Origin of the sequence: Shewanella jiangmenensis, from assembly GCF_018596335.1 — a bacterium.
Taxonomy (GTDB): domain Bacteria; phylum Pseudomonadota; class Gammaproteobacteria; order Enterobacterales; family Shewanellaceae; genus Shewanella; species Shewanella jiangmenensis.
Window position 1 is genome coordinate 1,058,309 of sequence record NZ_JAHEPS010000001.1, and the last position, 22,256, is coordinate 1,080,564.

Annotated in this window: 19 protein-coding genes; 1 reads left to right on the forward strand and 18 read right to left on the reverse strand. The window is 55.1% G+C overall.

What is annotated here, in order from left to right; translation table 11 throughout:
• Positions 1 to 49: 49 nt before the first annotated feature.
• The 7 genes from astD to KJI95_RS04730 form a co-directional block, all read right to left on the reverse strand.
• Positions 50 to 1,510, reverse strand: a complete 1,461-nt coding sequence (gene astD / locus KJI95_RS04700) for a succinylglutamate-semialdehyde dehydrogenase (RefSeq protein ID WP_214505983.1) — start codon at positions 1,508 to 1,510, stop codon at positions 50 to 52.
• 10 nt (positions 1,511 to 1,520) lie between these two features.
• Positions 1,521 to 2,540 carry an arginine N-succinyltransferase gene (gene astA, locus KJI95_RS04705; protein WP_214505984.1) on the reverse strand — a complete coding sequence of 340 codons (1,020 nt, stop codon included), beginning with the start codon at positions 2,538 to 2,540 and terminating at the stop codon, positions 1,521 to 1,523.
• 162 nt (positions 2,541 to 2,702) lie between these two features.
• Positions 2,703 to 3,917 (reverse strand): aspartate aminotransferase family protein, encoded by a 1,215-nt coding sequence (locus KJI95_RS04710; RefSeq protein ID WP_214505985.1) that lies wholly within the window; start codon positions 3,915 to 3,917, stop codon positions 2,703 to 2,705.
• Positions 3,918 to 4,226: 309 nt separating this feature from the next.
• A complete protein-coding gene (locus tag KJI95_RS04715) occupies positions 4,227 to 5,204 on the reverse strand; it encodes an alpha/beta hydrolase (protein WP_214505986.1) in 978 nt (325 codons plus the stop codon).
• A gap of 8 nt (positions 5,205 to 5,212) precedes the next feature.
• Positions 5,213 to 6,355 (reverse strand): HDOD domain-containing protein, encoded by a 1,143-nt coding sequence (locus tag KJI95_RS04720; protein ID WP_214505987.1) that lies wholly within the window; start codon positions 6,353 to 6,355, stop codon positions 5,213 to 5,215.
• 166 nt (positions 6,356 to 6,521) lie between these two features.
• Complete coding sequence (locus KJI95_RS04725; RefSeq protein ID WP_214505988.1) at positions 6,522 to 8,990, reverse strand: S9 family peptidase; 2,469 nt, start codon at positions 8,988 to 8,990, stop codon at positions 6,522 to 6,524.
• A gap of 454 nt (positions 8,991 to 9,444) precedes the next feature.
• Positions 9,445 to 10,020, reverse strand: coding sequence for an anthranilate synthase component II (locus KJI95_RS04730; protein WP_214505989.1), 576 nt, complete (start codon positions 10,018 to 10,020; stop codon positions 9,445 to 9,447).
• Positions 10,021 to 10,155: 135 nt separating this feature from the next.
• Between KJI95_RS04730 and KJI95_RS04735 the strand changes: the two genes are divergently transcribed.
• Positions 10,156 to 11,310 (forward strand): GGDEF domain-containing protein, encoded by a 1,155-nt coding sequence (locus KJI95_RS04735; protein ID WP_214505990.1) that lies wholly within the window; start codon positions 10,156 to 10,158, stop codon positions 11,308 to 11,310.
• Positions 11,311 to 11,486: 176 nt separating this feature from the next.
• Here the strand turns inward: KJI95_RS04735 and KJI95_RS04740 are convergent, their stop codons facing one another.
• The 11 genes from KJI95_RS04740 to mutL all read right to left on the reverse strand — a co-directional run bounded on the left by KJI95_RS04740 (position 11,487) and on the right by mutL (position 22,256).
• Positions 11,487 to 11,954: a ClpXP protease specificity-enhancing factor gene (locus KJI95_RS04740; protein WP_214505991.1), complete on the reverse strand. Its 468-nt coding sequence runs from the start codon at positions 11,952 to 11,954 to the stop codon at positions 11,487 to 11,489.
• Complete coding sequence (gene sspA, locus KJI95_RS04745) at positions 11,954 to 12,583, reverse strand: stringent starvation protein SspA (protein WP_214505992.1); 630 nt, start codon at positions 12,581 to 12,583, stop codon at positions 11,954 to 11,956. The genes KJI95_RS04740 and sspA overlap by 1 nt, the downstream gene beginning before the upstream one ends.
• A 94-nt stretch (positions 12,584 to 12,677) precedes the next feature.
• A complete protein-coding gene (locus KJI95_RS04750) occupies positions 12,678 to 13,415 on the reverse strand; it encodes a cytochrome c1 (protein WP_214505993.1) in 738 nt (245 codons plus the stop codon).
• Positions 13,415 to 14,629: a cytochrome b gene (locus tag KJI95_RS04755; protein WP_214505994.1), complete on the reverse strand. Its 1,215-nt coding sequence runs from the start codon at positions 14,627 to 14,629 to the stop codon at positions 13,415 to 13,417. Before KJI95_RS04755 ends, KJI95_RS04750 begins: the two co-directional genes overlap by 1 nt.
• Positions 14,629 to 15,219: a ubiquinol-cytochrome c reductase iron-sulfur subunit gene (gene petA / locus KJI95_RS04760; protein ID WP_214505995.1), complete on the reverse strand. Its 591-nt coding sequence runs from the start codon at positions 15,217 to 15,219 to the stop codon at positions 14,629 to 14,631. Before petA ends, KJI95_RS04755 begins: the two co-directional genes overlap by 1 nt.
• A gap of 325 nt (positions 15,220 to 15,544) precedes the next feature.
• Positions 15,545 to 16,471, reverse strand: coding sequence for a protease modulator HflC (hflC, locus tag KJI95_RS04765; RefSeq protein ID WP_214505996.1), 927 nt, complete (start codon positions 16,469 to 16,471; stop codon positions 15,545 to 15,547).
• Positions 16,472 to 16,474: 3 nt separating this feature from the next.
• Positions 16,475 to 17,608, reverse strand: coding sequence for an FtsH protease activity modulator HflK (gene hflK / locus KJI95_RS04770; RefSeq protein WP_214505997.1), 1,134 nt, complete (start codon positions 17,606 to 17,608; stop codon positions 16,475 to 16,477).
• Between the two features lie 31 nt (positions 17,609 to 17,639).
• The gene (hflX, locus tag KJI95_RS04775) at positions 17,640 to 18,947 is read right to left on the reverse strand and encodes a ribosome rescue GTPase HflX (RefSeq protein ID WP_214505998.1); all 1,308 of its coding nucleotides are present in this window, start codon (positions 18,945 to 18,947) and stop codon (positions 17,640 to 17,642) included.
• Between the two features lie 33 nt (positions 18,948 to 18,980).
• The gene (gene hfq / locus KJI95_RS04780) at positions 18,981 to 19,253 is read right to left on the reverse strand and encodes an RNA chaperone Hfq (protein WP_214505999.1); all 273 of its coding nucleotides are present in this window, start codon (positions 19,251 to 19,253) and stop codon (positions 18,981 to 18,983) included.
• An 80-nt stretch (positions 19,254 to 19,333) separates the two neighbouring features.
• The gene (gene miaA / locus KJI95_RS04785) at positions 19,334 to 20,275 is read right to left on the reverse strand and encodes a tRNA (adenosine(37)-N6)-dimethylallyltransferase MiaA (RefSeq protein WP_214506000.1); all 942 of its coding nucleotides are present in this window, start codon (positions 20,273 to 20,275) and stop codon (positions 19,334 to 19,336) included.
• Positions 20,259 to 22,256, reverse strand: coding sequence for a DNA mismatch repair endonuclease MutL (gene mutL, locus KJI95_RS04790; RefSeq protein WP_214506001.1), 1,998 nt, complete (start codon positions 22,254 to 22,256; stop codon positions 20,259 to 20,261). The genes miaA and mutL overlap by 17 nt, the downstream gene beginning before the upstream one ends.

Consider the following 22,256-nt stretch of genomic DNA (forward strand, 5'->3'; position numbering starts at 1 on the left):
GTTACCTGCACTGCGAAACGTTAGCTGCACCGCGAAGCGTTGACATCCGTTACAGCGTCAGGCCGGGGCTTAAGCTTGCAGGCATGGCCACAGCGTCAGACTCCATTGAGGCTACCGGGTAAGCACAGTAATCGGCGGCATAAAACGCGCTCGCCCTGTGGTTACCCGAAGCGCCCACGCCGCCAAAAGGCGCCGCGCCGGAAGCGCCGGTGATCTGCTTGTTCCAGTTCACTATGCCGGCACGAATGCGGGCAAGGAAATACTCATAATCGGCTCTGTCGTCAGCCAGGATCCCGGCAGACAAGCCATAGCGGGTGTTATTGGCAAGCTTGATGGCCTCATCAAAATCGCTGTAACGCACCAGCTGCAGCAGCGGGCCGAAATACTCTTCATCAGGAAGTTCAATCACTTCGGTAACGTCAATAAGCGCCGGTGTCACCAAGCCAGTGCCAGGCTCGAGCTGCTTCATTTCCACCAGCGCCCTGGCGCCTAGGTTAAGCAGATTGCGCTGGGCCTCCAGCATGCCTTTGGCGGCGGTTTCAGAAATCATCGAGCCCATAAACGGCTGAGGCTCGGCGTTCCAGTGGCCAACCCGGATGGCCTTAACCGCTTCAGTAAGTGCAGCCACCAGCTTGTCACCGGCCTCGCCTTTTTCAACATACAGACGACGGGCGCAGGTGCAGCGTTGACCGGACGAAATATAGGCCGACTGAATAATGTCGTGGATGGCGGCGCGGGTATCGCTGACCCCTTTGATAATCAGCGGATTATTACCGCCCATTTCCAGTGCCAGAATTTTACCCGGATGCCCGGCATACTGCTGATGCAGCAAATGCCCGGTGCGCGAGCTGCCGGTGAAAAAGAGGCCATCGAGCTGCGGATGGGACGCCAGCGCCTTACCGGTTTCCACCTCGCCTTGCACCAGGTTGATAACGCCCTTTGGCAAACCCGCCTTTTCCCACAGCTGTAACATGAATTCGGCGACTTTGGGCGTCAGCTCAGATGGCTTGAATACCACAGTGTTGCCCGCGAGCAGCGCCGGCACTATGTGGCCATTGGGCAAATGCCCGGGGAAGTTATAAGGGCCAAACACCGCCACCACGCCGTGGGGTTTGTGACGCAGCACAGCGCGGCCGGCAGGGCCTTCATTCACTTCGGTGCCGGTACGTTTGTGATAGGCGCTGATGGATAAAGCCACCTTGCCCATCATGGTCGCCACCTCGGTGGCTGTCTCCCAGCGCGGTTTACCGGTTTCCTGGGCGATGGTTTCAGCAAGCTCGGTCTTGTGGGCCTCAAGTTCGGCGCGGTACGCCTCGACTATGGCCTGACGGGCCTCAAAGCCCAGCATAAACCAGTCAAACTGCGCCGCGCGGGCCGCCATCACAGCCGCATCCACCTGTATTGGTGTCGCCGACTTTGCCTGCCAAATCACCTCGCCATTGGCGGGGTTAACCGACTGCATTGATTTGCCTTCGCCAGCGAGCCACTGGCCATTGATAAATTGAGTCATCTTGGTTGTCCTACATTGCCAGTACCCGCACCAGCTCGCCGTTGTCGACCAGAAGGCCGGCGGCAAGCTCGGGGCTTAATATCACTTCATCGGAATCCGCACTCACCTGCAAATCGGCGCTGGTAGCGCGATAGTCGGCAAGTTTGGTGTTAGAAATCAAAAAGTTGCTTTTACTTTCAGGCATAGCACCAATGCGCACCGTCAGCAAGCGGCTGTCGCGTACACCGCGGATATCCTGCAAGGTGCACTCGACCGTGGGACCGGCATCGAAAATGTCCACATAACCACGGCAGCGGAAGCCTTCGGCGCGCAGCAAACTGATGGCTGGGCGGGTATTGGTGTGCACTTCGCCAATCACCTTTTGCGCCTCTTCCGGCAGCAGGCAAACGTAAACCGGGTTTCTTGGCATCATTTCGGCCATAAAGGCCTTTTGGCCAAGGCCCGAGAGGTAATCGGCCTCGACAAAGTCGATACCGAGGAAATGCTTTTGCAGCCAGGCATAAAAAGGCGAATTGCCGTTTTCATCACTGACACCGCGCATCTCGGCAATCACAGTTTCACCGAAGCGCTCGCTGTGGGATGCCAGCAGCAAAAAGCGGCTGCGCGACAACATGCGGCCATTGTTGCCCTTGCGGTAAGGTTCACGCAAAAACAGGGTGCACAGCTCAGCCGCGCCTGTGTAGTCGTGGCACAGGGTCAGGGTTTCGACCTCGTTGCGCACATGAATTTGTTCTGAGTGATAGACCTCGGTGCCAAGGCGGTAATGGTAGAACGCATCTTCCATGCCCACCGCCGCTTCGAGCGCACAGGTACCAACGACCATGCCGTTGTCTGTGTCTTCCAGCACCATCAGATAACCTTCGTCGAACGGGCGCTCCACCGCCTTGATGAAGGACGCTTCCGAGCGGGCAATTTTCCGCTTCAGCAACTCCTCATTCACCGGCAGCGAGGTAAAGCCGTGCCCGGACTCGACGGCGATTTGATAAAGCGCATCGAAGTCGCTGGATCGGATTGGACGTATGATTAACATCGTTGTATCTCCTCTCTGTCCCGACTGTTGCTTTTTTATGCATTTTAAGACGTCGGGCGCGCAAAAATCCCCACCGCACAGATGCAGCGATGCTTTGCCTGCCCTGGGCAACAGTCGGTATTTAGCTTTTTGTCAGGGGGCGGCAGCGCCGCCCCTCAGGGATCAGGCGGTGACCTTGGCCACGGCACGCTCGAAACGCGCCAAACCTTCGCTGATATCAGCCTCAGGGATCACCAAAGATGGGGTGAAACGCACCACGTTGGCACCGGCCATCAGCACCAGCAAACCTTCGGCGACGGCGGCGTTGAGGAAGTCACGGCTGCGACCGGCGTACTGCTCATTGAGCACGGCGCCAAGCAGCAAACCCTTGCCGCGGACTTCAGAAAATACGTGGTATTTTTCATTGATTCCGGCGAGACCATCACGGAACAGCTGCTCACGGCGCTTCACACCATCCAGCACTTCCGAGGTGTTAACCACGTCCATCACCGCATTGCCGATGGCACAGGCGAGCGGGTTGCCGCCGTAGGTTGAACCATGGGTGCCCACTTTAAGGTGTGAGGCAATTTTGGTGGTGGTCAGCATGGCCGCAATCGGGAATCCACCGCCGAGCGCCTTGGCGCTGGTAAGGATATCCGGCACGATTTCAGTGCCCATGTAAGCAAACAGCTCGCCGGTACGGCCCATGCCTGACTGCACTTCGTCAAAAATGACCAGCGCATTGTGTTTATCGGCAAGACGGCGCACCGCGCGCAGGAATTCAGGGTCGCCATTGATGATACCGCCCTCGCCCTGCAGAGGCTCGAGCATGATGGCGCAGGTGTTGTCCGACACGGCCGCTTCAAGCGCAGCGATGTCGTTGAATGGTAAATGGGTGATACCGGCAGGCTTGGGGCCGAAACCGTCAGAGTAAGCCGCCTGGCCACCCACAGAAACGGTGAAGAAGGTACGGCCGTGGAAGGCCTTGTCGAAGGCAATCACTTCGACTTTGTGCTCACCGAAGTTATCGATGGCATAACGGCGGGCAAGCTTGAGCGCGGCCTCATTGGCCTCGGCGCCTGAGTTGGCGAAATAAATCCGCTCAGCAAACGTGGACTCAACCAGCTTGGTGGCCAGCGCCAGTGCCGGCTCGTTGGTCATGGTGTTGGACAGGTGCCACAGCTTCTCGCCCTGCTCTTTAAGCGCAGCAACCAGCGCAGGATGACAATGACCCAGACAGTTCACCGCAATACCGCCGGCAAAGTCCACATACTCAGTACCTTGCTGGTCCCAAACTCGGCTGCCTTCGCCGCGCACGGGGATCACCGCGGCCGGAGCATAGTTAGGCACCATAACTTCATCAAACTGGGCACGGGTCAGATTCATGTTGTCAGTCATTCCTGTTCATCCTTTGTGGGTTTTGCAGCCGTCGAGGCCACCGTTTTCGCTGCCGCTTATCTTTATCGGGTTTGAATTGCAGCATTTGCTTGTGTCGGCTGAATGTCATTATTAGCCAAATTGTGATCAGAATACCAGTTTTTCACAATCAGCTATGACAAACCCGCCCACAGCGCTGCATAAAGATTTGCCGGCGTAACGTATAAAAGCGCTTATCCATGGGGATATTGGCATATTTAGTCAGAAAAAAACTTATTTACCGGCAATTTTTCAGACTATGCAGCAAATATGCATAAATAGACAAGTTCATCAGAGGCTGTAACGGCGAATAAAGTTGACGATAAGCGCTTTGGCGAGCGCCGCTTCGGGCAGGAGTTCAAACAAGGGAAACACGTGGGGCATATTGGCAATAAAGCGGCTCTCGACCGTGACGCCGGCGCCGGCAAGGCGCTGCGCCATCCGCCTGGCATCATCAAGGAGCAACTCGCGGGTGCCGGCAAGCAGCAGCACAGGCGGCAAACCATCAAGCTTGCCATGGAGCGGGCTCACTCTGGGATCCATGGGATTGGCGCCCCGTAAATAAGCGCCGCGAAGCCGCAGCAGCGACTCTACGGTGAAGAAGGGATCGTCGGCCTCAAGCAGTTGCTCGCTGTCACCTGTGATGGCCAAATCCAGCGCGGGGCTTAGCAGCACTGCCGCTTGCCCTGTGTTAAGCCCACGTTTTTTGGCTTCAAGCAGCAGCGCCATGGCAAGATTACCGCCGGCGCTGTCGCCCATCACCACAAAAGGCCCCTGCCAGCGCGCGAGAAACTGCCCGAACGCTTCGAGCACATCCTCAAAGGGCGCCGGGAACGGATGCTCAGGGGCGAGGCGATAATCGGGCACAAAGGCTTCAGCATCAAGCTCGCGGCACAAGGCGGCAATAAAGCGGGCATGGGCGTGGGGCGTTTTAAAGCAAAAACCGCCGCCGCGCACGTAAAACAGCGCCAGTGGCGCGCGCCTTTTTGCCTCAGGCGCTGACGCTTGCTCAGCTTCAGGAATTAGAGCGGGCGCTTCTGCCTGTGATAGCGAATTTTCATCGTTTAAGCGATAGTGCAGCAGCTTGCTGTGGGTCAGCGGAATTTCATCAACGGCCAGCGCTTTTGGCCAGGCAAGATAGCGGCAATCCAGGGCAAGCAGGCGCAGGCGAATGTCGGCAAGCGATAACCTCACTCCCTGGGCATTAATGCTGGGTCTGGCAACCAGCGACAGTATGCTGTTCAACACCTTTGCCTGCCAGCTTGCCATTTTGCCCCCTAGAACAAATCGATTTTGCGGTAATTCTGCGCCTTGAGCCGCAGCATCTCCTGCTCGTTCAGGCCGTAATAACGAAACAGCAGCCGCGCCTCCTGGGGCTCAAGCAGCTTGGACTCATCGAGCGTCATGGCGGTGGCAAAGCCGCTGGCCTTGGCCTGAATTTGCACATCCAGCGGCAAATCGGCCACCGTCAGCGACTGCTCCAGGGTTTTGATCACTGTGACCATGTCATGGTTTTCAAAGTCGAGCCGGGCGGGAATCTCCCACGCCAGATGGCCGCCGTGGCGCACCACTTCATCCAGCACCTTCTCGGCCGGAAACTCAGTCGCCATCACCGCATCGTACAGCTCTTTGTCACGGCTGGCACTCGCTTCCCTGAGCCAGTTACCCCAGTTTTTTTCGTAAGCCGCGGCGGCGGTACCAAGCACCATGGTGACCCCGAATTGCTGCAGCAGCGCACAGATAAATGCCAGAGTTTCGTTGCGGCCGTGCAATTTTGCCAGCGCCTTGGCGGCGGTGGCGCAGGTCAGGGCATATTGCCACAGCTTGCGGTTGATCCACAGCAAGCAGGAATGACCGGAGGGCAGCCAGTTGCGCATGCTGTAGTAAGGGATAAGCTGGCGCAGGTTTTCAACGCCGATAAAATTCAGCACCAGCTTGATGTCGGTCACCTGCACATCGGCGCGCTGTGGATGGCGCTGACGAAAGGCGGTACTGTTGACCACATTGGTCAGATCCCGCGACAGCCAGCCAACGCCGGTCATCAGCAGCCTGAGGCGCGCCATGTCGGGGCTTTCGCGGCACAGCTGCTCAAACAGGGCAAGCTGAGTGGCAGTGAGGCTGGAGCGCTGCACCAGGCGGTCAAAGTCCGCCAGGGTTTGCTGGATTTCAGCGACTATGGTGCTGGTCAGCTGCGCCGATACCGCCAGATAGACATCGCGCGCCTTTTGCTGCTTTTCTATCCGTTCGAACACGGCCGCCCGCTCTATGTCCAGTTTAAAGGCCACAGATTCGAGATCCTGATCCAGCTCGTCCTGAACCCGGGACGCTTTTTGTTTACCGACAATCAGTTGCCGGTACAAACGCCGCTCAAGCTCAAGCACACTGCCGGGCTTTACGCCACCCGAAGCACCCGTTACCACCCGCTGTTCTCTCCAAAGCCGTTATTGCACACGTCCATTATCTCTTTATTTAGCACAAATGACTCCCTTGCCCAGACTGAATTTTTGCCAACAGACTGACAAATCGCCAAAATTTACAAAAAAATACAGGGCCGGATGGCCCTGTATTTAACGGCTTGATTTAAGGTTACTTGAGCTCGGCTTCAAACAGCTTATAAATGCGGCGATACTCATCGAGCCAGCTTGATGGCTCGCGGAAACCATGGGGCTCGACCGGATAAATGGCGGTTTCGAACATCGGCTTCTCAAGCTCAATCAGGCGCTGCACCAGACGCACACTGTCCTGGAAGAACACGTTGTCATCGAGTACACCGCTCATGATAAGCAACGGCTTGTTGAGACCCTGGGCGTGTTCAATCGGCGAACTGCGCTCAAAGGCAATCGGGTCCACATCCGGGGTATTGAGGATGTTAGAGGTATAAGGCGCGTTGTAATGGGCCCAGTCGGTCACAGGACGCAACGCCGCACCGGCCTGGAACAGCTCAGGCTCGCGGAACAGCGCCATAAAGGTAAGGAAGCCACCGTAGGAGCCGCCATAGGTACCAACCCGCTTGTCATCGACCTTGGCATTTTTCACCATCCAGGCCACGCCGTCTTTAAGGTCTTCCACTTCAGGATGGCCCATCTGGCGGTAAATGGCGGTGCGCCAGTCACGGCCGTAACCTTTCGAGCCGCGAAAATCCATGTCCATCACCACATAACCTTGCTGGGCCAGCAGGTTGTGGAACATAAACTCACGGAAATAATTGGAAAAACCAAAGTGGGCGTTTTGCAGGTAACCGGCACCATGGTTGAAAATGACCGCCGGATACTTGTCAGCCTTGCTGGCATCGAATCCCTCAGGCAGGTATACCCGCGCATACACCACACCGGCGCCATGATTTGACGGCACGGCCACCACTTCCGGCGTCTGCCATGGGTAGCTGGCAAAAGCAGATGAGGTATAATGGGTCAAACGCTCAAGCTTGCCGCCGATATGCTGCACATAGACTTCATCTGGCTGGGTGCGGGTGGAGGCGAGCAGCAACAACTTGCTCTCATCCGGACTTAAGCGGTAATCGAGCACACCCTGCCACTGGGTCAGCTGCTCATCTTTACCGTCAGCAAGGGATACCCGATACACGTTGTACATGCCCGGATGGTCTTTGTTGGCCTTGTAGTAGATGTACTTGCCATCGCTGCTCACGGTCAGATCGCTGACCACAAACTTGCCCTGGGTCAGTGCCTTGGCGGCCTTACCCGGTGTTTTGATATAAAGCTGCGAGAAACCGGTTTCTTCCGACAGGAAATAGAAACGGCCATCCTTAAGCCAGCCAAACTGGTTGTAATCGTAGTTAACCCAGGCCTCGTCGTGCAGACGATGCTCTGTGGTCATTTTGCCGGACTCAGGGTCGACTGCGGCTATCCAGCGGTCTTTGTTGTCCACCGCTTCGAGCATCACCAGCAGCTTGCCGTCCTCGCTCCACTGAATAGCGCTCTGGCTCCAGCCCCAGTCCTGCATCAACTGCACTTTGCGGGGCGATTTTTCACTCTTGTAAGTTTCGCCGCGTGCCTTGGCGTTTTCGGCTTTCACCTTGGCCAGCACGTCTTCATCAAACCCGCTCAGGCCTTCGATGCTGATGTCATGCTGCTGGCGGTCTTTAAGGTCAATCAGCACCAGACGCTCGCCCGGCGGATTATCTTCGGCAACCCGGGCGCGCACAGGCACAGGGTCAACGTAGCCGTCTTTGCCAAGGTAGTTGGGCATGATGTCGTGCTCGCTGCGGCCCTGATAGTTTTTATCCTGCAGGCTCAGCAGCAAATAACGGCCATCCGCGGACAGCGACAGCTCGTTGACGACCTCGGCGTCGCCCAGATACCAGGGCTCGGCACTGATAGTACTGTCGGCTTTGCCAAGCTCAGTTTTAAAGCTTTCACGGGCCTTGGCCTTGTCGTGCTGGGCGGCCACAAATTGGATCAGGCGGGCATTTTGCTTGGCAAGGTACGAGCTTGGTGCCTGCACGCCCTGGGGCGCTTTTGTCATACGGATATCGGCCAGCTGCTCGACCATGCCGTCGGCATGCAGACGAAACACCGAATTGCCCTGCCAGAATGCCAGATCGCCGTTACTCAGGAAGCGCACGCCATCGACCGCAGTGTTGGTGCGGGTCATCTGACGGGTTTCACCACTGGCAAGGTATTTAACAAACAGGTTGCCCTGATAGATAAACGCCTTACGCTGTCCGCTCTGGTCTAACACGCCCTCGGCCGACGCATCGCTGAGCTTGTCGAGCGCTACTTCGCTCGCTTCACCATTCAGCGGCTGCACGTACAGGGTTTTCAGCGCATCGCCACTTGGCTGACGCTGAAAATACACGCTTTTGCCATCATCACTCCAATAGGGATTGGTGGCAAACACGCCCATCCAGTCCGGATTGGCCATGATTTGCTTCATGGTCAGTTTTTCACCGGCAACCACAGGCGCAGCAAGGGTCACTTGTGTGGTAACAGGTGCGGCGCTTGGCTGGGTTTGGGCGACAGGCGTGTTGGCACTGCAACCGGCAAGGATGGCGAGCGCAAGGGCGCTCACGGCAAAGGGGCGGATAACGGGGCTCATGATGCTTCCTTTGATTTTTATCTGGTTATTTTTTATTTGGTTATTTTTATTTGGTTATTCTTATTTGGTCATTGTGATCTGGCTACTTTGTATCGGGTTATTGTGTCAGATAGCGCTAACTGACGCTGTTAACCGGCAACTGGGGTATCAGACTTGCTCTTCTGGACATTTCAGGCGAAACACATCTCCGGCAAAACTCGTCTCAGGTGAAACTCGTCTCAAGCGAAACAAGCCGTGGATAAAATTTTAACGGCGATTTATATCACATTTGTGTGGGCAACGCCGAATAGCGGCTGGGCGGATGGCGGGAAAACTTGTAACAGAACGTCAAAGCCACGGCTACACGCGGCCACAGCGCCACGCTTTAGTGCAACGCATTAGCGCCGCGCATTAGTGCAATGCATTAGCGACTGGCTTTTGAATGCCCGGCTTGTGAATGTGGCATTTACGCGAGTTAAACGTGAGCCTTAAGAAAGTTCGCGAGCAGCTCATGGCCCTGGGCGGTGAGAATAGACTCGGGGTGAAACTGCACGCCAAAGAGCGGCAACTCGCCATGGCTTAGCGCCATGATTTCACGGCCATGCTGCGGGTCATCGAACCAGGCATCAAGCTCAAATCCAGCCGGCACCGACTCGACCAGCAGCGAATGATAGCGGGTCACCCGCAGCGGATTATTGAGTCCGGCAAACAGGCGCTGATCGTTATGTTGAATATCGCTGGTTTTACCATGCATCACCCGTGCAGCCCGCACCACCCTGGCGCCATAAACCTGCGCCATCGCCTGATGCCCAAGGCATACGCCCAAAATCGGCAGTTTGCCTGCAAAGTGCTCAATGGCAGCAAGAGAAATACCGGCATCATCCGGAGTACAGGGGCCGGGGGAAATCACCAATCGCTCGGGGGCGAGTCTGGCAATCTCGTCGAGGCTTATCTCGTCATTACGGCGAACCAACACCTCTTCCCCCAGCTGCTGAAAATACTGCACCAGGTTAAAAGTAAAAGAGTCGTAGTTGTCTATCATCAGCAACATGGTTGCAAATGCCCGCCGTAAAACCCAACCAGAATTGGCCGCGAATGCTAGCACACTGAGGCGACGGGATCATCCGGATTGCCGAAGTTTGTCTATCATTAACACACCGGCCCGCCCGAAAAAAACCAACAAGCAATGAGTAACTGGAAACACCGACTGGTGCAATCCATCACCTTGGGAAGCCAGTTTTGCACCAGTAAGACACAGGAGCGCAAGCTCATTCAGACCAATATTGCCGTCTATATCGCCATGGTCACTATCTTGGTGTTTGATATAGGTTTTGCCATTTCCGGCAATGTCGGCCTCATCTATTCCGGTCTGGTGCAAACACCCTACTGGTTGCTGCTGCCGGTCACGCTGCTGTTGAATAAACGCGGGCGAAGACTCGAGGCCGTGCTGTGGCTTTTTACCCTGGTTATTCTCGATGCGTTAACTGCACTGGTATTGGCTCAGGGCGTAAGCATAGGTTTACACTACTATTTCGTCCTCTTCGCCATCATGCCGGCATCCTTTATCGATCAGCGCCACTGGTTGTTTGTCATCGTCTTGTTTGTGATTAATTTTTCGCTGTTTGCCTACTTTGAGATTTACGGCTGGCAGCCCCATCCGGCAGTGCTTGAGGTGCCAGAAGGCACACTGCATTTACTCAGGATTATGATGATTGCCTCCTGCGTCGCGACTGTGCTTTTGGTCGTGCTGTGTAATGAGTACTATGCCAGTGAGAACGAGCGTCAGTTACAACAGCTTGCCGATACCGATGCCCTGACCGGCCTGCCGAACCGCCGCGCATTTATGCAGCGCCTTGAGCGCACTATTCTGGAAAATCGGCCTTTTAGCCTGCTGCTGATTGATTTGGACCATTTCAAACGCATCAACGACAGCCATGGACATCTGGTGGGCGATCAGGCATTGAGGTTTGTCGCAAGCGAAATGAGCAAGCGTATCGGCGGCAACGACTTTATCGGCCGTGTCGGCGGTGAAGAGTTTGCAGTGGTCATGTTAAGCCCCGCGCCGGGCGACAGCGTTATTCGCGCCGAAGAACTGTGCCGCCACATCGCCATGACGCGCTGCAACCTCGGCCAACTGTCGCTGACCATCACGATTTCTGTCGGTCTGTGTCAGGTACACCCACCGGCAAAACTGGTCAATGTCATGACCCTTGCTGACGCAGCCCTTTACGAGGCCAAAAATAACGGCCGCAACCGCCTCGAAGTCACCCAATCGCTGCGGGAGATTCAGTCCGACCCTGGCAACTATGACGAAGACAGCAAACCTCGCGGCCACAGCTAGTGAAAAAGCATAAAATGAGGCGAGAGCCCGGATGGGCGAAGCCGAGCCAGCCCAAACAAAACTAGCCCTGCCAAGTCAAATTGGAAGCAGGCTTTTAAAACCTGTCGCAGCAGAAATGAAAAAACCAGCACGTGGCTGGTTTTCAGGTTTGCTCAGAAGCGGGCGTCGAGATGAGATTATTTCACCACTGTCAGATGGCCACGGCGCTTGGGCGTCGTTTCCACCTTGGCAGCCGGAGTCGTATCGACCAGCTCAAACTCATCCGCATCAGGTTCGCTGTCAGCGGCAAAAAAGAGTTCGTCTTCGCCTTCTTCGAGCAGGTAAGCATCTTCGGTATCAAACACGGTACCGGCACCGTTTTCGCGGGCATAGATGGCCACAATGGATGCCATTGGCAGCACCACATGGTGCGGCACACCGCCAAAACGGGCATTGAACTCAACCGCGTCGTTACCCAGTTGCAGCTGACCAACAGCAGAGCCGGCGATATTCAGCACAATTTGGCCGTCGCGGACAAACTGCTGCGGCACCAGCGTGCCCTTCACCATCGCGTCCACCACCACATGGGGAGTAAGCTGATTATCCATCAGCCACTCATAGTAGGCGCGCAGCAGGTAAGGACGACTTGGGCTCAGCGGCTTCATTACATACCCATGCGCATTTCGCGCTCGGCTTCGGTCAGTGACGCCTTGAATGACTCGCGCTCGAAAATACGGGTCATGTAGGCTTTGATGTCTTTGGCAACGCCGGTATCCAGATGGATGCCGAGCACAGGCAAACGCCACAGCAGCGGGCCGAGGTAGCAGTCAGCCAGACCGAATTCTTCATTCATGAAGAATGGCATTTCACCAAACAGAGGGGAAATGGCAATCAGGCCTTCACGCAGCTCTTTACGGGCAGCATCGGCACGGTCATTGCGCTTGATACGGTCAACCAGGGTGTACCAGTCGGTGTCGATGCGGTGCATCATCAGACGGCTCTGACCACGGGAAACAGGATAAACCGGCATCAGAGGTGGATGCGGGAAACGCTCATCGAGGTATTCCATGATGATGCGTGATTCATACAACACCAGTTCGCGATCAACCAGGGTAGGTACTGAATTGTATGGGTTCAGTTCCAGCAGATCTTCAGGCATGTCGTTCGGATCGACCTGCAAAACATCAACGGTCACGCCTTTTTCAGCCAGCACGATACGCACCTGATGGCTGTAAAGGTCATCAGCGCCGGAAAACAGAGTCATGATAGAGCGTTTGTTGGCAGCAAGAGCCATTGATACCCTCCAGGATCGAATCAAATAAAATAAACGAGGGGCTAATGCCCCCCGTTTCAATACGCGGATAGAGTATTTTACCCGCTATTGGCTATCAGTGTACATCTTTCCAGTATTCTTTCTTCAGCAGGAAGGCCACGATGAAGAAGATAAACAGGAAGGCAAGTACCCAAACACCCATGGCCTGACGCTCAAGTTTCACTGGTTCAGCAGAGTAAACCAGGAAGCCAGTCAGGTCACGCATGGCCTGATCGTACTCTTCAGCAGTCATTTTGCCGCCGGTCGCAGGGTTCACGCCCTTAACCTTAACAACTTCTTTGCCGTCAACCACTTCGGTTTCAATAACTGGGGTAGCGATACCCTGCAGCTCTTCAAGCACGTGTGGCATACCCACAGATGGGAACACGGTGTTGTTAACGCCGAATGGACGGCTTGGGTCCTTGTAGAAACCCTTGAGGTAAGAGTAAACCCAGTCTTCACCGCGTACACGGGCAACCAGAGTCAAATCCGGTGGTGCAGCACCAAACCACTTGGCAGCGTCTTTCTCTGGGATGGCGTTTTCCATCAGTTCACCCACTTTGGCGCCGGTGACTATGTACTTGCTGCGCATATCATCGATAGACACACCCAGGTCGGTCGCTACACGCTCGTAACGCTGGTACTGCTGGCTGTGACAGCCGGCACAGTAGTGCTGGAACAAATCCAGACCACGAACCAGAGACTCTTTGTCATGCAGATCTACGTTGGCCTGTTCCAGGTGTACCTTGTGACCTGCGGCAGCAAAGCCGAGGGTAGGCACCAGAGCAACCAAAGCAATGAGTAACTTTTTCATTATTTAGTCAACCTCGCTGGAACTGGCTTGGTTTTCTCGTTCTTACTGTACACCCACAGGGCTACGAAGAAGCCGAAGTAAGTGATGGTGAACACCTGAGCGGCAATGGTCAGAGCCGGAGTCGCAGGCACAGCACCGAGGTAACCCAGAATGATGAAAGATACAGCGAACTGACCAATGTTCAGCTTGTGGATGAAGCTTCTGTAACGAACAGACTTCACCTTACAGCGATCCAGCCATGGCAGGATGAACAGTACGGCAATCGACAGACCCATCATGATCACACCGCCGAGCTTGTGCGGTACCGCACGCAGGATGGCGTAGAATGGGGTGAAGTACCATACAGGCGCAATGTGCTCTGGGGTCTTCATTGGGTTAGCGGCCTCGAAGTTTGGCTTCTCGAGGAAGTAACCACCGCCCTCAGGCATAAAGAACAGCACGTAGCAGAACAGGATCAGGAAGCCCGCCACACCTACAATGTCTTTCACAGTGTAGTAAGGGTGGAATGGGATACCGTCAACCGGCCAGCCGTTTTCGTCTTTGTTCTTCTTGATCTCGATACCGTCAGGGTTGTTAGAACCCACTTCGTGCAGCGCAATCAGGTGCAGGAACACCAGCACAACCAGAACCAGCGGCAGCGCAATCACGTGCAGGGCGAAGAAGCGGTTCAGGGTAGCACCCGATACCACGTAGTCACCACGGATCCACAGGGTCAGATCATCACCGATAACAGGGATGGCACCGAACAGAGAGATAATTACCTGCGCACCCCAGTATGACATCTGCCCCCATGGCAGCAGGTAGCCCATGAAGGCTTCGGCCATCAGCACGAGGAAGATCAGCATACCGAACAGCCACAGCAGTTCACGTGGTTTCTGGTATGAACCGTAGATAAGACCACGGAACATGTGCAGGTAAATCACCACGAAGAAGGCCGAAGCGCCGGTGGAGTGCATATAACGCAGCAGCCAGCCATACTCCACATCACGCATGATGTATTCGATGGAGGCAAAGGCGCCTTCTGCGGTAGGTACGTAGTTCATGGTCAGCCAGATACCAGTGAGGATCTGGTTTACCAGCACGAGCAGTGCCAGAGAACCGAAGAAGTACCAGAAGTTGAAGTTTTTGGGAGTCGCGTACTGACCCACGTGACGGTTATAAGTAGCCGTCATCGGGATACGTGCGTCGATCCAATCGATAATGTTTTTAACCATTATGCAGTCTCCCCGTCGACACCGATGATCACGTTCACATCATCAAGATACTTGTGCGGTGGGATCACCAGGTTCAGTGGCGCAGGAACGCCCTGGAACACGCGGCCAGCCATGTCGAACTTGGAGCCGTGGCAAGGACAGAAGAAACCGGAGTTAACACCAACTACCTGCTCAGCAAAAGAGTCTGGCAAATAGGTGGGTGAACAACCGAGGTGAGTACAGATACCAACGGCGATAAAGTACTCTGGCTTGATAGAACGTACGCCGTTTTTGGCATACTCTGGCTGCTGTAGTTCATCAGAAGCCGGATCACGCAGCTGACCGTCGAGACCAGAAAGTTGCTTAAGCACTTCCTCGGTGCGGCGTACAACCCAAACGGGTTTACCGCGCCACTCTACACGGATCAACTGGCCTGGTTCCAGCTTACTGATATTTACTTCTACCGGCGCACCTGCAGCTTTGGCCTTGGCGCTTGGATTCCATGACTTAATGAAAGGAACCGCTACAGCGACGGCACCTGCACCACCAATAACGGCGGTTGCGGCTGTCAGGAATCTGCGACGTCCGGTATCGACTGGCGCATTGCTCATCCACATATCTCCCAGCGGGGTTGGAATTTTTGTTTTTTCAAAACCTTACCTCAATCCAAAAGGCATTAAGGCAAAATCGTAGTTTGAGGCGGGGCTCATTATAGCCAAAAAGCAGATACAGATCATAGTTAAATGACACATCTAAGTTGTGGAGATTGTGTTTTTTTGAGGGCCCCAATCGAGTTAAACGGTAGAACTCAGGACTTATCAGCGACAATCCCAATTTAAACTGTGTATTGGCTATTGCTAAACAAATGTAATCGCGAAAAATTATCCAAAAAAAAGCCCAACCTGAGAGGTTGGGCTTTTTATTCGCATCAGCGCCTTATTTTGGCTCAGATTGCTTCATGTAGCGGAAAAACTCACTGCTTGGCTCAAGTACCATCACGTTGCCACTGCCGGCAAAGCTGGCACGGTAGGCATCGAGACTACGCACAAAGGCATAAAACTCAGGGTCTTTCTTGTACGCATCGGCGTAAATCTTGGCTGCGACCGCATCGCCTTCACCGCGAACAACCTGCGCGTTACGCTGGGCGCTCGACAAACGAACTACTACGTTGGCATCGGCAGTTGCACGGATTTTCTCCGCTTCTTCGCGGCCCTGGGCACGGTGCTCTTTCGCCACAGCCTGACGCTCGGCGCGCATACGCTGGAAAATTGAGGAGCTGACGTTGGTTGGCAGGTTAATCTGCTTCACCCGCACGTCCACCACTTCAATACCCAGGTCTTCAGCGCTCTTGCGCACATTGATAAGGGCATTGCGCTGCAGTTCGTCACGGCTGGAGCTTTCTTTGTCCTGCACTTCACCAACGCGCACACCTGACACGATTTCCTTGATGGTACGCTGACCAAACTCGGTACGCAGGTCACTGTTTATCTTGCGCTGCAGCAGGGCTTCGGCATTGGACTTAATACCACCATTGGTAGACAGGTAGTACTTTTCAAAGTCCTTGATACGCCACTTCACGTAAGAGTCGACCATCAGGTCTTTCTTCTCGGAAGTCACGAAGCGGTCGGCGGCGCCATCAAGGGTTTGCACCCGCGCATCCAGATAACGCACTGTGTCGATAAAGGGCACTTTGACGTGCAGGCCAGGTTCAAACACCTTGGTTTTTTCCACGCCATCCACGTTAACGCGCACTATGTCATTAAAGCGTGACACGATTGCCCGCTCGCCTTCGCTCACCACCAGCAGTGAGGAGCTCAGCACTGCCAGCACAACCGCCAGCACAACCAGAATCAAACGGCTCATGAATTACTCCCTCCCTTCACGGACACGATCTTCACGTGAAGGACGACCGCTGACCGGCACGCCGGCAGCGCGATTGTTAGTGCTGCTGTCGACCTGAGGCTGGCTGGAAATGCCGTTTTCTTCCGGCTCCGCCACACTCACAGACGGGGTGATCATCTTATCCAGCGGCAGATACATCAGGTTGCCATTGTTTTTGGCATCAATCAGCACCTTGTTATTGCCGGAAAGCACCTGCTCCATGGTCTCGATATAGAGACGCTGACGGGTAACCTCTGGGGCCGCCTTGTACTCAGGCAACAGCTTTTCAAAGCGTGCCACGGCACCCTGAGCCTGCTGAACCACCTGCTCTTTGTAAGCACGGGCATCTTCGGCGATACGCTGCTCCTGACCACGGGCACGAGGCTCAACTTCACGCTGATAGGCTTCGGCTTCACGGATAAAGCGCTGCTCGTCTTCCTGAGCGGCAATGGCGTCATCGAAGGCGTCTTTCACTTCTTCCGGCGGACGAGCCGGCAGGAAGTTCACGTCGACTATGGTTAAGCCGAGTTTATAAGGCTCAATAATGCGCTCAAGCTCTGCCCAGGTGTCGGTACGGATTTTGTCACGGCCTGTGGTGAGGATGTCATCCATGCGGGAGTGACCCACCACGTAGCGCAGGGCGCTGTCGGTGGCTTCACGCAGAGACGAATTGGCATCCACGGCACTGAACATGTATTGGTAGGCGTCGGTCACCTTGTACTGCACCGCAAGCTCCACCTGAACCACGTTCTCGTCCGAAGTCAGAATGCTGCCCGAGGCCTGAATGGCACGGAAGGTTTCCACGTCAACCGGAAAGACTTCATCGATAAAATTGGCCTTCCAGCGCAAACCGGGGCCCACTTCACCAATGTACTCACCAAAACGCAAATGCACGCCGCGCTCCGCGGTTTTGATGGTATAAAAACCAGACAGGAACCACACAGCTACGCCGAGTGCGAGGATAATACCCAGACCGCCGAAACCGACGCCGTTACCCTTGCCGCCGAAGCGTTTGGAAATATTGCGAAAGACTTCGTCCAGATCCGGCGGCCCCTTGTCGTTACCGCCTTTGTTTCCCCAAGGGTCCTGACCCTTGTTACCGGGCTCGTTCCAAGCCATTTAATACTCCATAAGTGGATGATATTAATAGTTAACAAACTACCCTATCAGTCGCTGTATCGACAATAAAGGTTTCCAACTCACCTTGACTCTGTTTAGCCAGCCGGCACCAGTCGGCATCCGGCAAACGAACAGACAAGATACAGTTCCCCAGATCGTCATACTCTTTCTGCTGTATCGCATCCAGTCGGTAAAACTGGCCAAGATAATGCCCGGCGTTTGCCGGGATTTTCAGGGTCAGCTCGGCAATCTTACTGCCCACCAACTCCTGAATGGCCTGACGCAGCAAATCCAGTCCAAGGCTTTGCTGCGCAGACAACCACACCCGGAATGGCTTTCCGGTTTCATCTCTGTCGATTGACGGGCTTACCCCTTCAACCAAATCGATTTTGTTACACACAATCAGCTGCGGAATTTCATCGGCTTCGATTTCGGCCAGCACCGCCTGCACCTGCTCCACGTTGTCACGCATTTTTTCATCTGCGCAATCAATAACATGAAGCAAGAGATCCGCTTCACGGGTCTCTTGAAGTGTGGCTTTGAATGCCGCAACCAAATCGTGTGGAAGATGGCGGATAAACCCAACGGTATCCGCAAGAATGGCCGCGCCATCAGCCAGCGCAAGCTTGCGAAGGGTCGGATCCAACGTTGCAAACAGCTGATCGGCCGCATAGACCTCGGCGCTGGTCAACGAATTGAACAGGGTCGACTTTCCGGCGTTGGTGTAGCCCACCAAAGACACGGTCGGCATATCGCTTCGCTGTCTGGCTCGGCGACTCTGCTCACGCTGTTTGTCCACCTTTTCCAGACGACCGTTAATCGTCTTGATCCGGCCGCGCAGCAAGCGTCGGTCGGTTTCGAGCTGAGTTTCACCGGGCCCACGCATACCGATACCGCCTTTCTGGCGCTCGAGGTGGGTCCAGCCCCGCACGAGGCGAGTCGACATGTGGCGCAATTGCGCTAGCTCCACCTGCAACTTACCTTCGTGTGTCCGGGCCCGCTGAGCGAAAATATCCAGGATCAGTGCAGTACGGTCGAGTACCCGACAACGGCACAACTGCTCCAGATTTCGCTCCTGAGCCGGACTCAGGGCATGGTTGAAAATCACCACTTTAGCCTCGGTCATGGCCACCAATGCAGCCAATTCCTCCGCTTTGCCGGATCCCACAAAATACTTGCGATCCGGCGCTCGGCGGCTTCCTGTGATTACACCAACAGAACGGGCACCGGCCGACTCCACCAACAACTGCAACTCGGCGAGATCTTCCCGACTGCCTTCGTCGGTAAAATCGATATGGACAAGAACCGCAGTTTCTCCCGCCTCATAACGATCAAACAAGAAGCAAACCTCTCAAAATAGGATTAACCGGAATTACTGGTCGCCGGCTACATCATCCTGCTGTGGATTGTAGCCGCTGCCACCCTGGTGGCTGCCCACGTTAAACGGACGGGATGGCACTACGGTCGAAATGGCATGCTTGTACACCATCTGGCTGACAGTGTTTTTCAGCAGGATCACGAACTGGTCGAAAGACTCAACCTGGCCCTGAAGCTTGATGCCGTTAACCAAATAGATTGAAACTGGAACACGCTCACGGCGCAGTGCGTTCAGAAATGGGTCTTGTAAAGATTGCCCCTTTGCCATTTGTTATTTCCTTTTTAAATTATAAAATTCCAATACAAACGTTTTTTGTTTGAATTGAGTAGTATACAGCAAAAGCAGATTCACTTCCGGGATTGCTGTACAAGTTTCTCCAAATTCCCTGCTTCGCCGCTTATAAGCCACTGCAAATCAGCCCAACCCCGCAACCATGTTAATTGACGCTTTGCCAATTGCCTAGTAGCGGCCACAGCTTTTTCGACCATAGTATCATGGTCATATTCGCCCTCCAGATACTGCCATACCTGTCGGTAACCTACGCATCGCATTGACGGCAGTTCAAGGTGCAAGTCTCCCCGACCTTTTAACCTTGCCACTTCATCAACAAATCCCTGCGCAAGCATGGCTTGGAAACGCTGCCCAATAAGCGCATGCAGCGTTTTCCGCTCCGCCGGTGCAATGGCGAACTGCACCATACGGTAGGGCAAGGCATCCGCCTTGACCTGAGTTAATTCGGTCAGCGTTTTGCCGCTGATCCGGTACACCTCAAGCGCCCGCGATAACCGCTGCGGATCGTTTGGGTGGATTCTGGCGGCCGACACCGGATCGACAGCCTTAAGTTCATCGTGCATTGCCTGCCAGCCCCTGGCCTCAACCTCGGCGGCAATGGCAGCCCTGACTGACTCGTCGGCACTGGGCAGCGGCGACAGCCCATCTAGCAGCGTCTTGAAGTACATCATGGTGCCGCCAACCAGCAGCGGCGTTTTACCGCGGGAGAGAATATCTTCAATCTCCCGCACTGCATCGGCACGAAAATCCGCCGCCGAGTAGCTTTCCAGCGGATCGAGAATATCGATAAGCCGGTGCGGCGCCAGCGCAAGTTCCTCGGCCGTGGGCTTGGCGGTGCCTATATCCATGCCGCGATAAATAAGCGCGGAATCAACCGAGATAATTTCGCAGTTGTGCTTTTGTGCAAGCTCAAGCGCCAGCGCGGTTTTGCCGGACGCAGTCGGCCCCATCAAAAACAGCACTGTAGGCAGCGCTGCGACGTCAGTGTTTGTGTTCATTAAGCCATGTCTGCCAGGGCAATTCCCGGCCGCCTGTTAAAATCGAGTCTCTCACGTCGCTTGCAAGCAGCTGAATACGCTGCCAAAGCTTGGGTGCGGCCTCAAATGCCGGACTGTGAGCCGCAAGCCAGGCGCTGAGCGCCTCATCAGCCGGCTCTTCGAGCTTTATCCACTCGAGGAACTCCGGGATCACGCTGGCAAGCTGACTGTCCCTCAGATATGGGGGCACTTTTTTGATTATCAACTGCTGATAGCGAATTGCCAGCTCAAGCCCAAGCCGTCGAAGCAAGGTATCACGCTCAGAGAGTATCTGTGCCCAATCCGGATCGGCGGCAACCGATACCGGCATCAATAACGGCTGACCCACAAGCCCCGTCGGTAAGCTTTGCTTGATATCATAAGTCAGCACCGATCGGGCAGCCTCATCAAGGGCGAGCAATCTAAGTTCAGTGCCTTCGCAAAACACCCAGTAGCGGCCATCAAGCAGCGGCGGCATCGGGGTAATAGAACCCGTGTAAGTCGTATCAGCCTGAGTGCGCGCGGCCTGCGGCGTGCGCAAAAGCTCAGCGTAACTTTGCGCTGCGCTGTGAAGTTGCGCCGCGCCCTTTAAATTGCCACCAAGCTCTTCGCGCACATAGCGCCCGCCCTGAGAGCTGCCAGCGCTGTAGGAATTGCCAGCGCCTTGGCCGCTGCGGGCGCCGCCATAACTGCCCTGCCCCGCACCTGTATATCCCGGCGCTGCGCTGCCAACGCCTTTGTTATCAAAGTCTGCGAAGCCTGAGCCACTATGCGTTAGAGACGCCGCCAAACCCGAGCGCTGAGCATCATCGCTGCTGCGGGACGAAAGCGTAAAAGCAACATCAGTAGTCGCTCCCTTCACAGCCAACACGTCGTCATCGACGCTGCTGACCAGCTTATCGGCAGTGCCCAGTTCAGACTGAAGCGTCGACTGGCTCGGGGGCTGAAGCGCAGACTGAATTGGCAGCGCCTGAATCTGCGAAAGCGCCGACTGCAACACCTGCAAAATAAAATCGTGTACGTAACGGGCCTGATGAAAACGCACTTCATGTTTGGCCGGATGCACGTTGACATCCACCTGATGCGGGTCGAGGCTGAACATCAGCACGTAGCCAGGCTGCTCAACACTCGCAAACTGCGCAAACGCCTGACGCACGGCATGATTAACCAGCCGGTCGCGTACCAGGCGGCCATTGACATAAAAATAGTTGCAATCGACGGATTCACCGAGCGAGGGCGACTGCAAATAGCCGCCAAGATGCATACCATCATGCTGACAATCGACCTTAACGGCGCTGTCGGCAAAGCCGCGACCTGCGACCTGCGCAAGGCGCTGCAGATATTGGCTGTCGGTGGTGGCCGGACGGAACTGGCGCACGATTTTATCGTTATGACTCAGGGTAAAATGCACGTCAGAGCGTACCAGAGCGATCCGCTTAAGCCACTCATCAATATGGGTGAATTCTGTCTTGTCGCTCTTTAAAAAACGCCGTCTGGCCGGGGTGTTGAAAAAAAGATCGCTCACCTCAATGCTGGTGCCTACCGGATGCGCCGCCGGCATCAGTTTAAGCGCCACTTCCGAGCCTTCGGCGTGGGCCTGCCAGGCCTCGGATTGATCTGCGGTGCGGGAGGTCAGTGTCAGACGCGACACCGAGCTGATACTCGCGAGCGCCTCACCACGAAAGCCAAAACTTAAAATGCCTTCCAAATCATCGAGGGTTTGCACCTTGGAGGTGGCGTGACGCGCCAGCGCCAGAGTGAGTTCATCCCTCGGGATACCCGCGCCATTGTCGCGGATACGGATAAGCTTGCTGCCGCCCTTGTCGATATCGATATCAACGCGGCTCGCGCCGGCATCGAGACTGTTTTCGACCAGTTCTTTGACCACAGAGGCAGGACGTTCAACCACTTCTCCCGCTGCAATCTGGTTCGCCAGCTGTGGCGGCAGTATCTGAATCGCCAT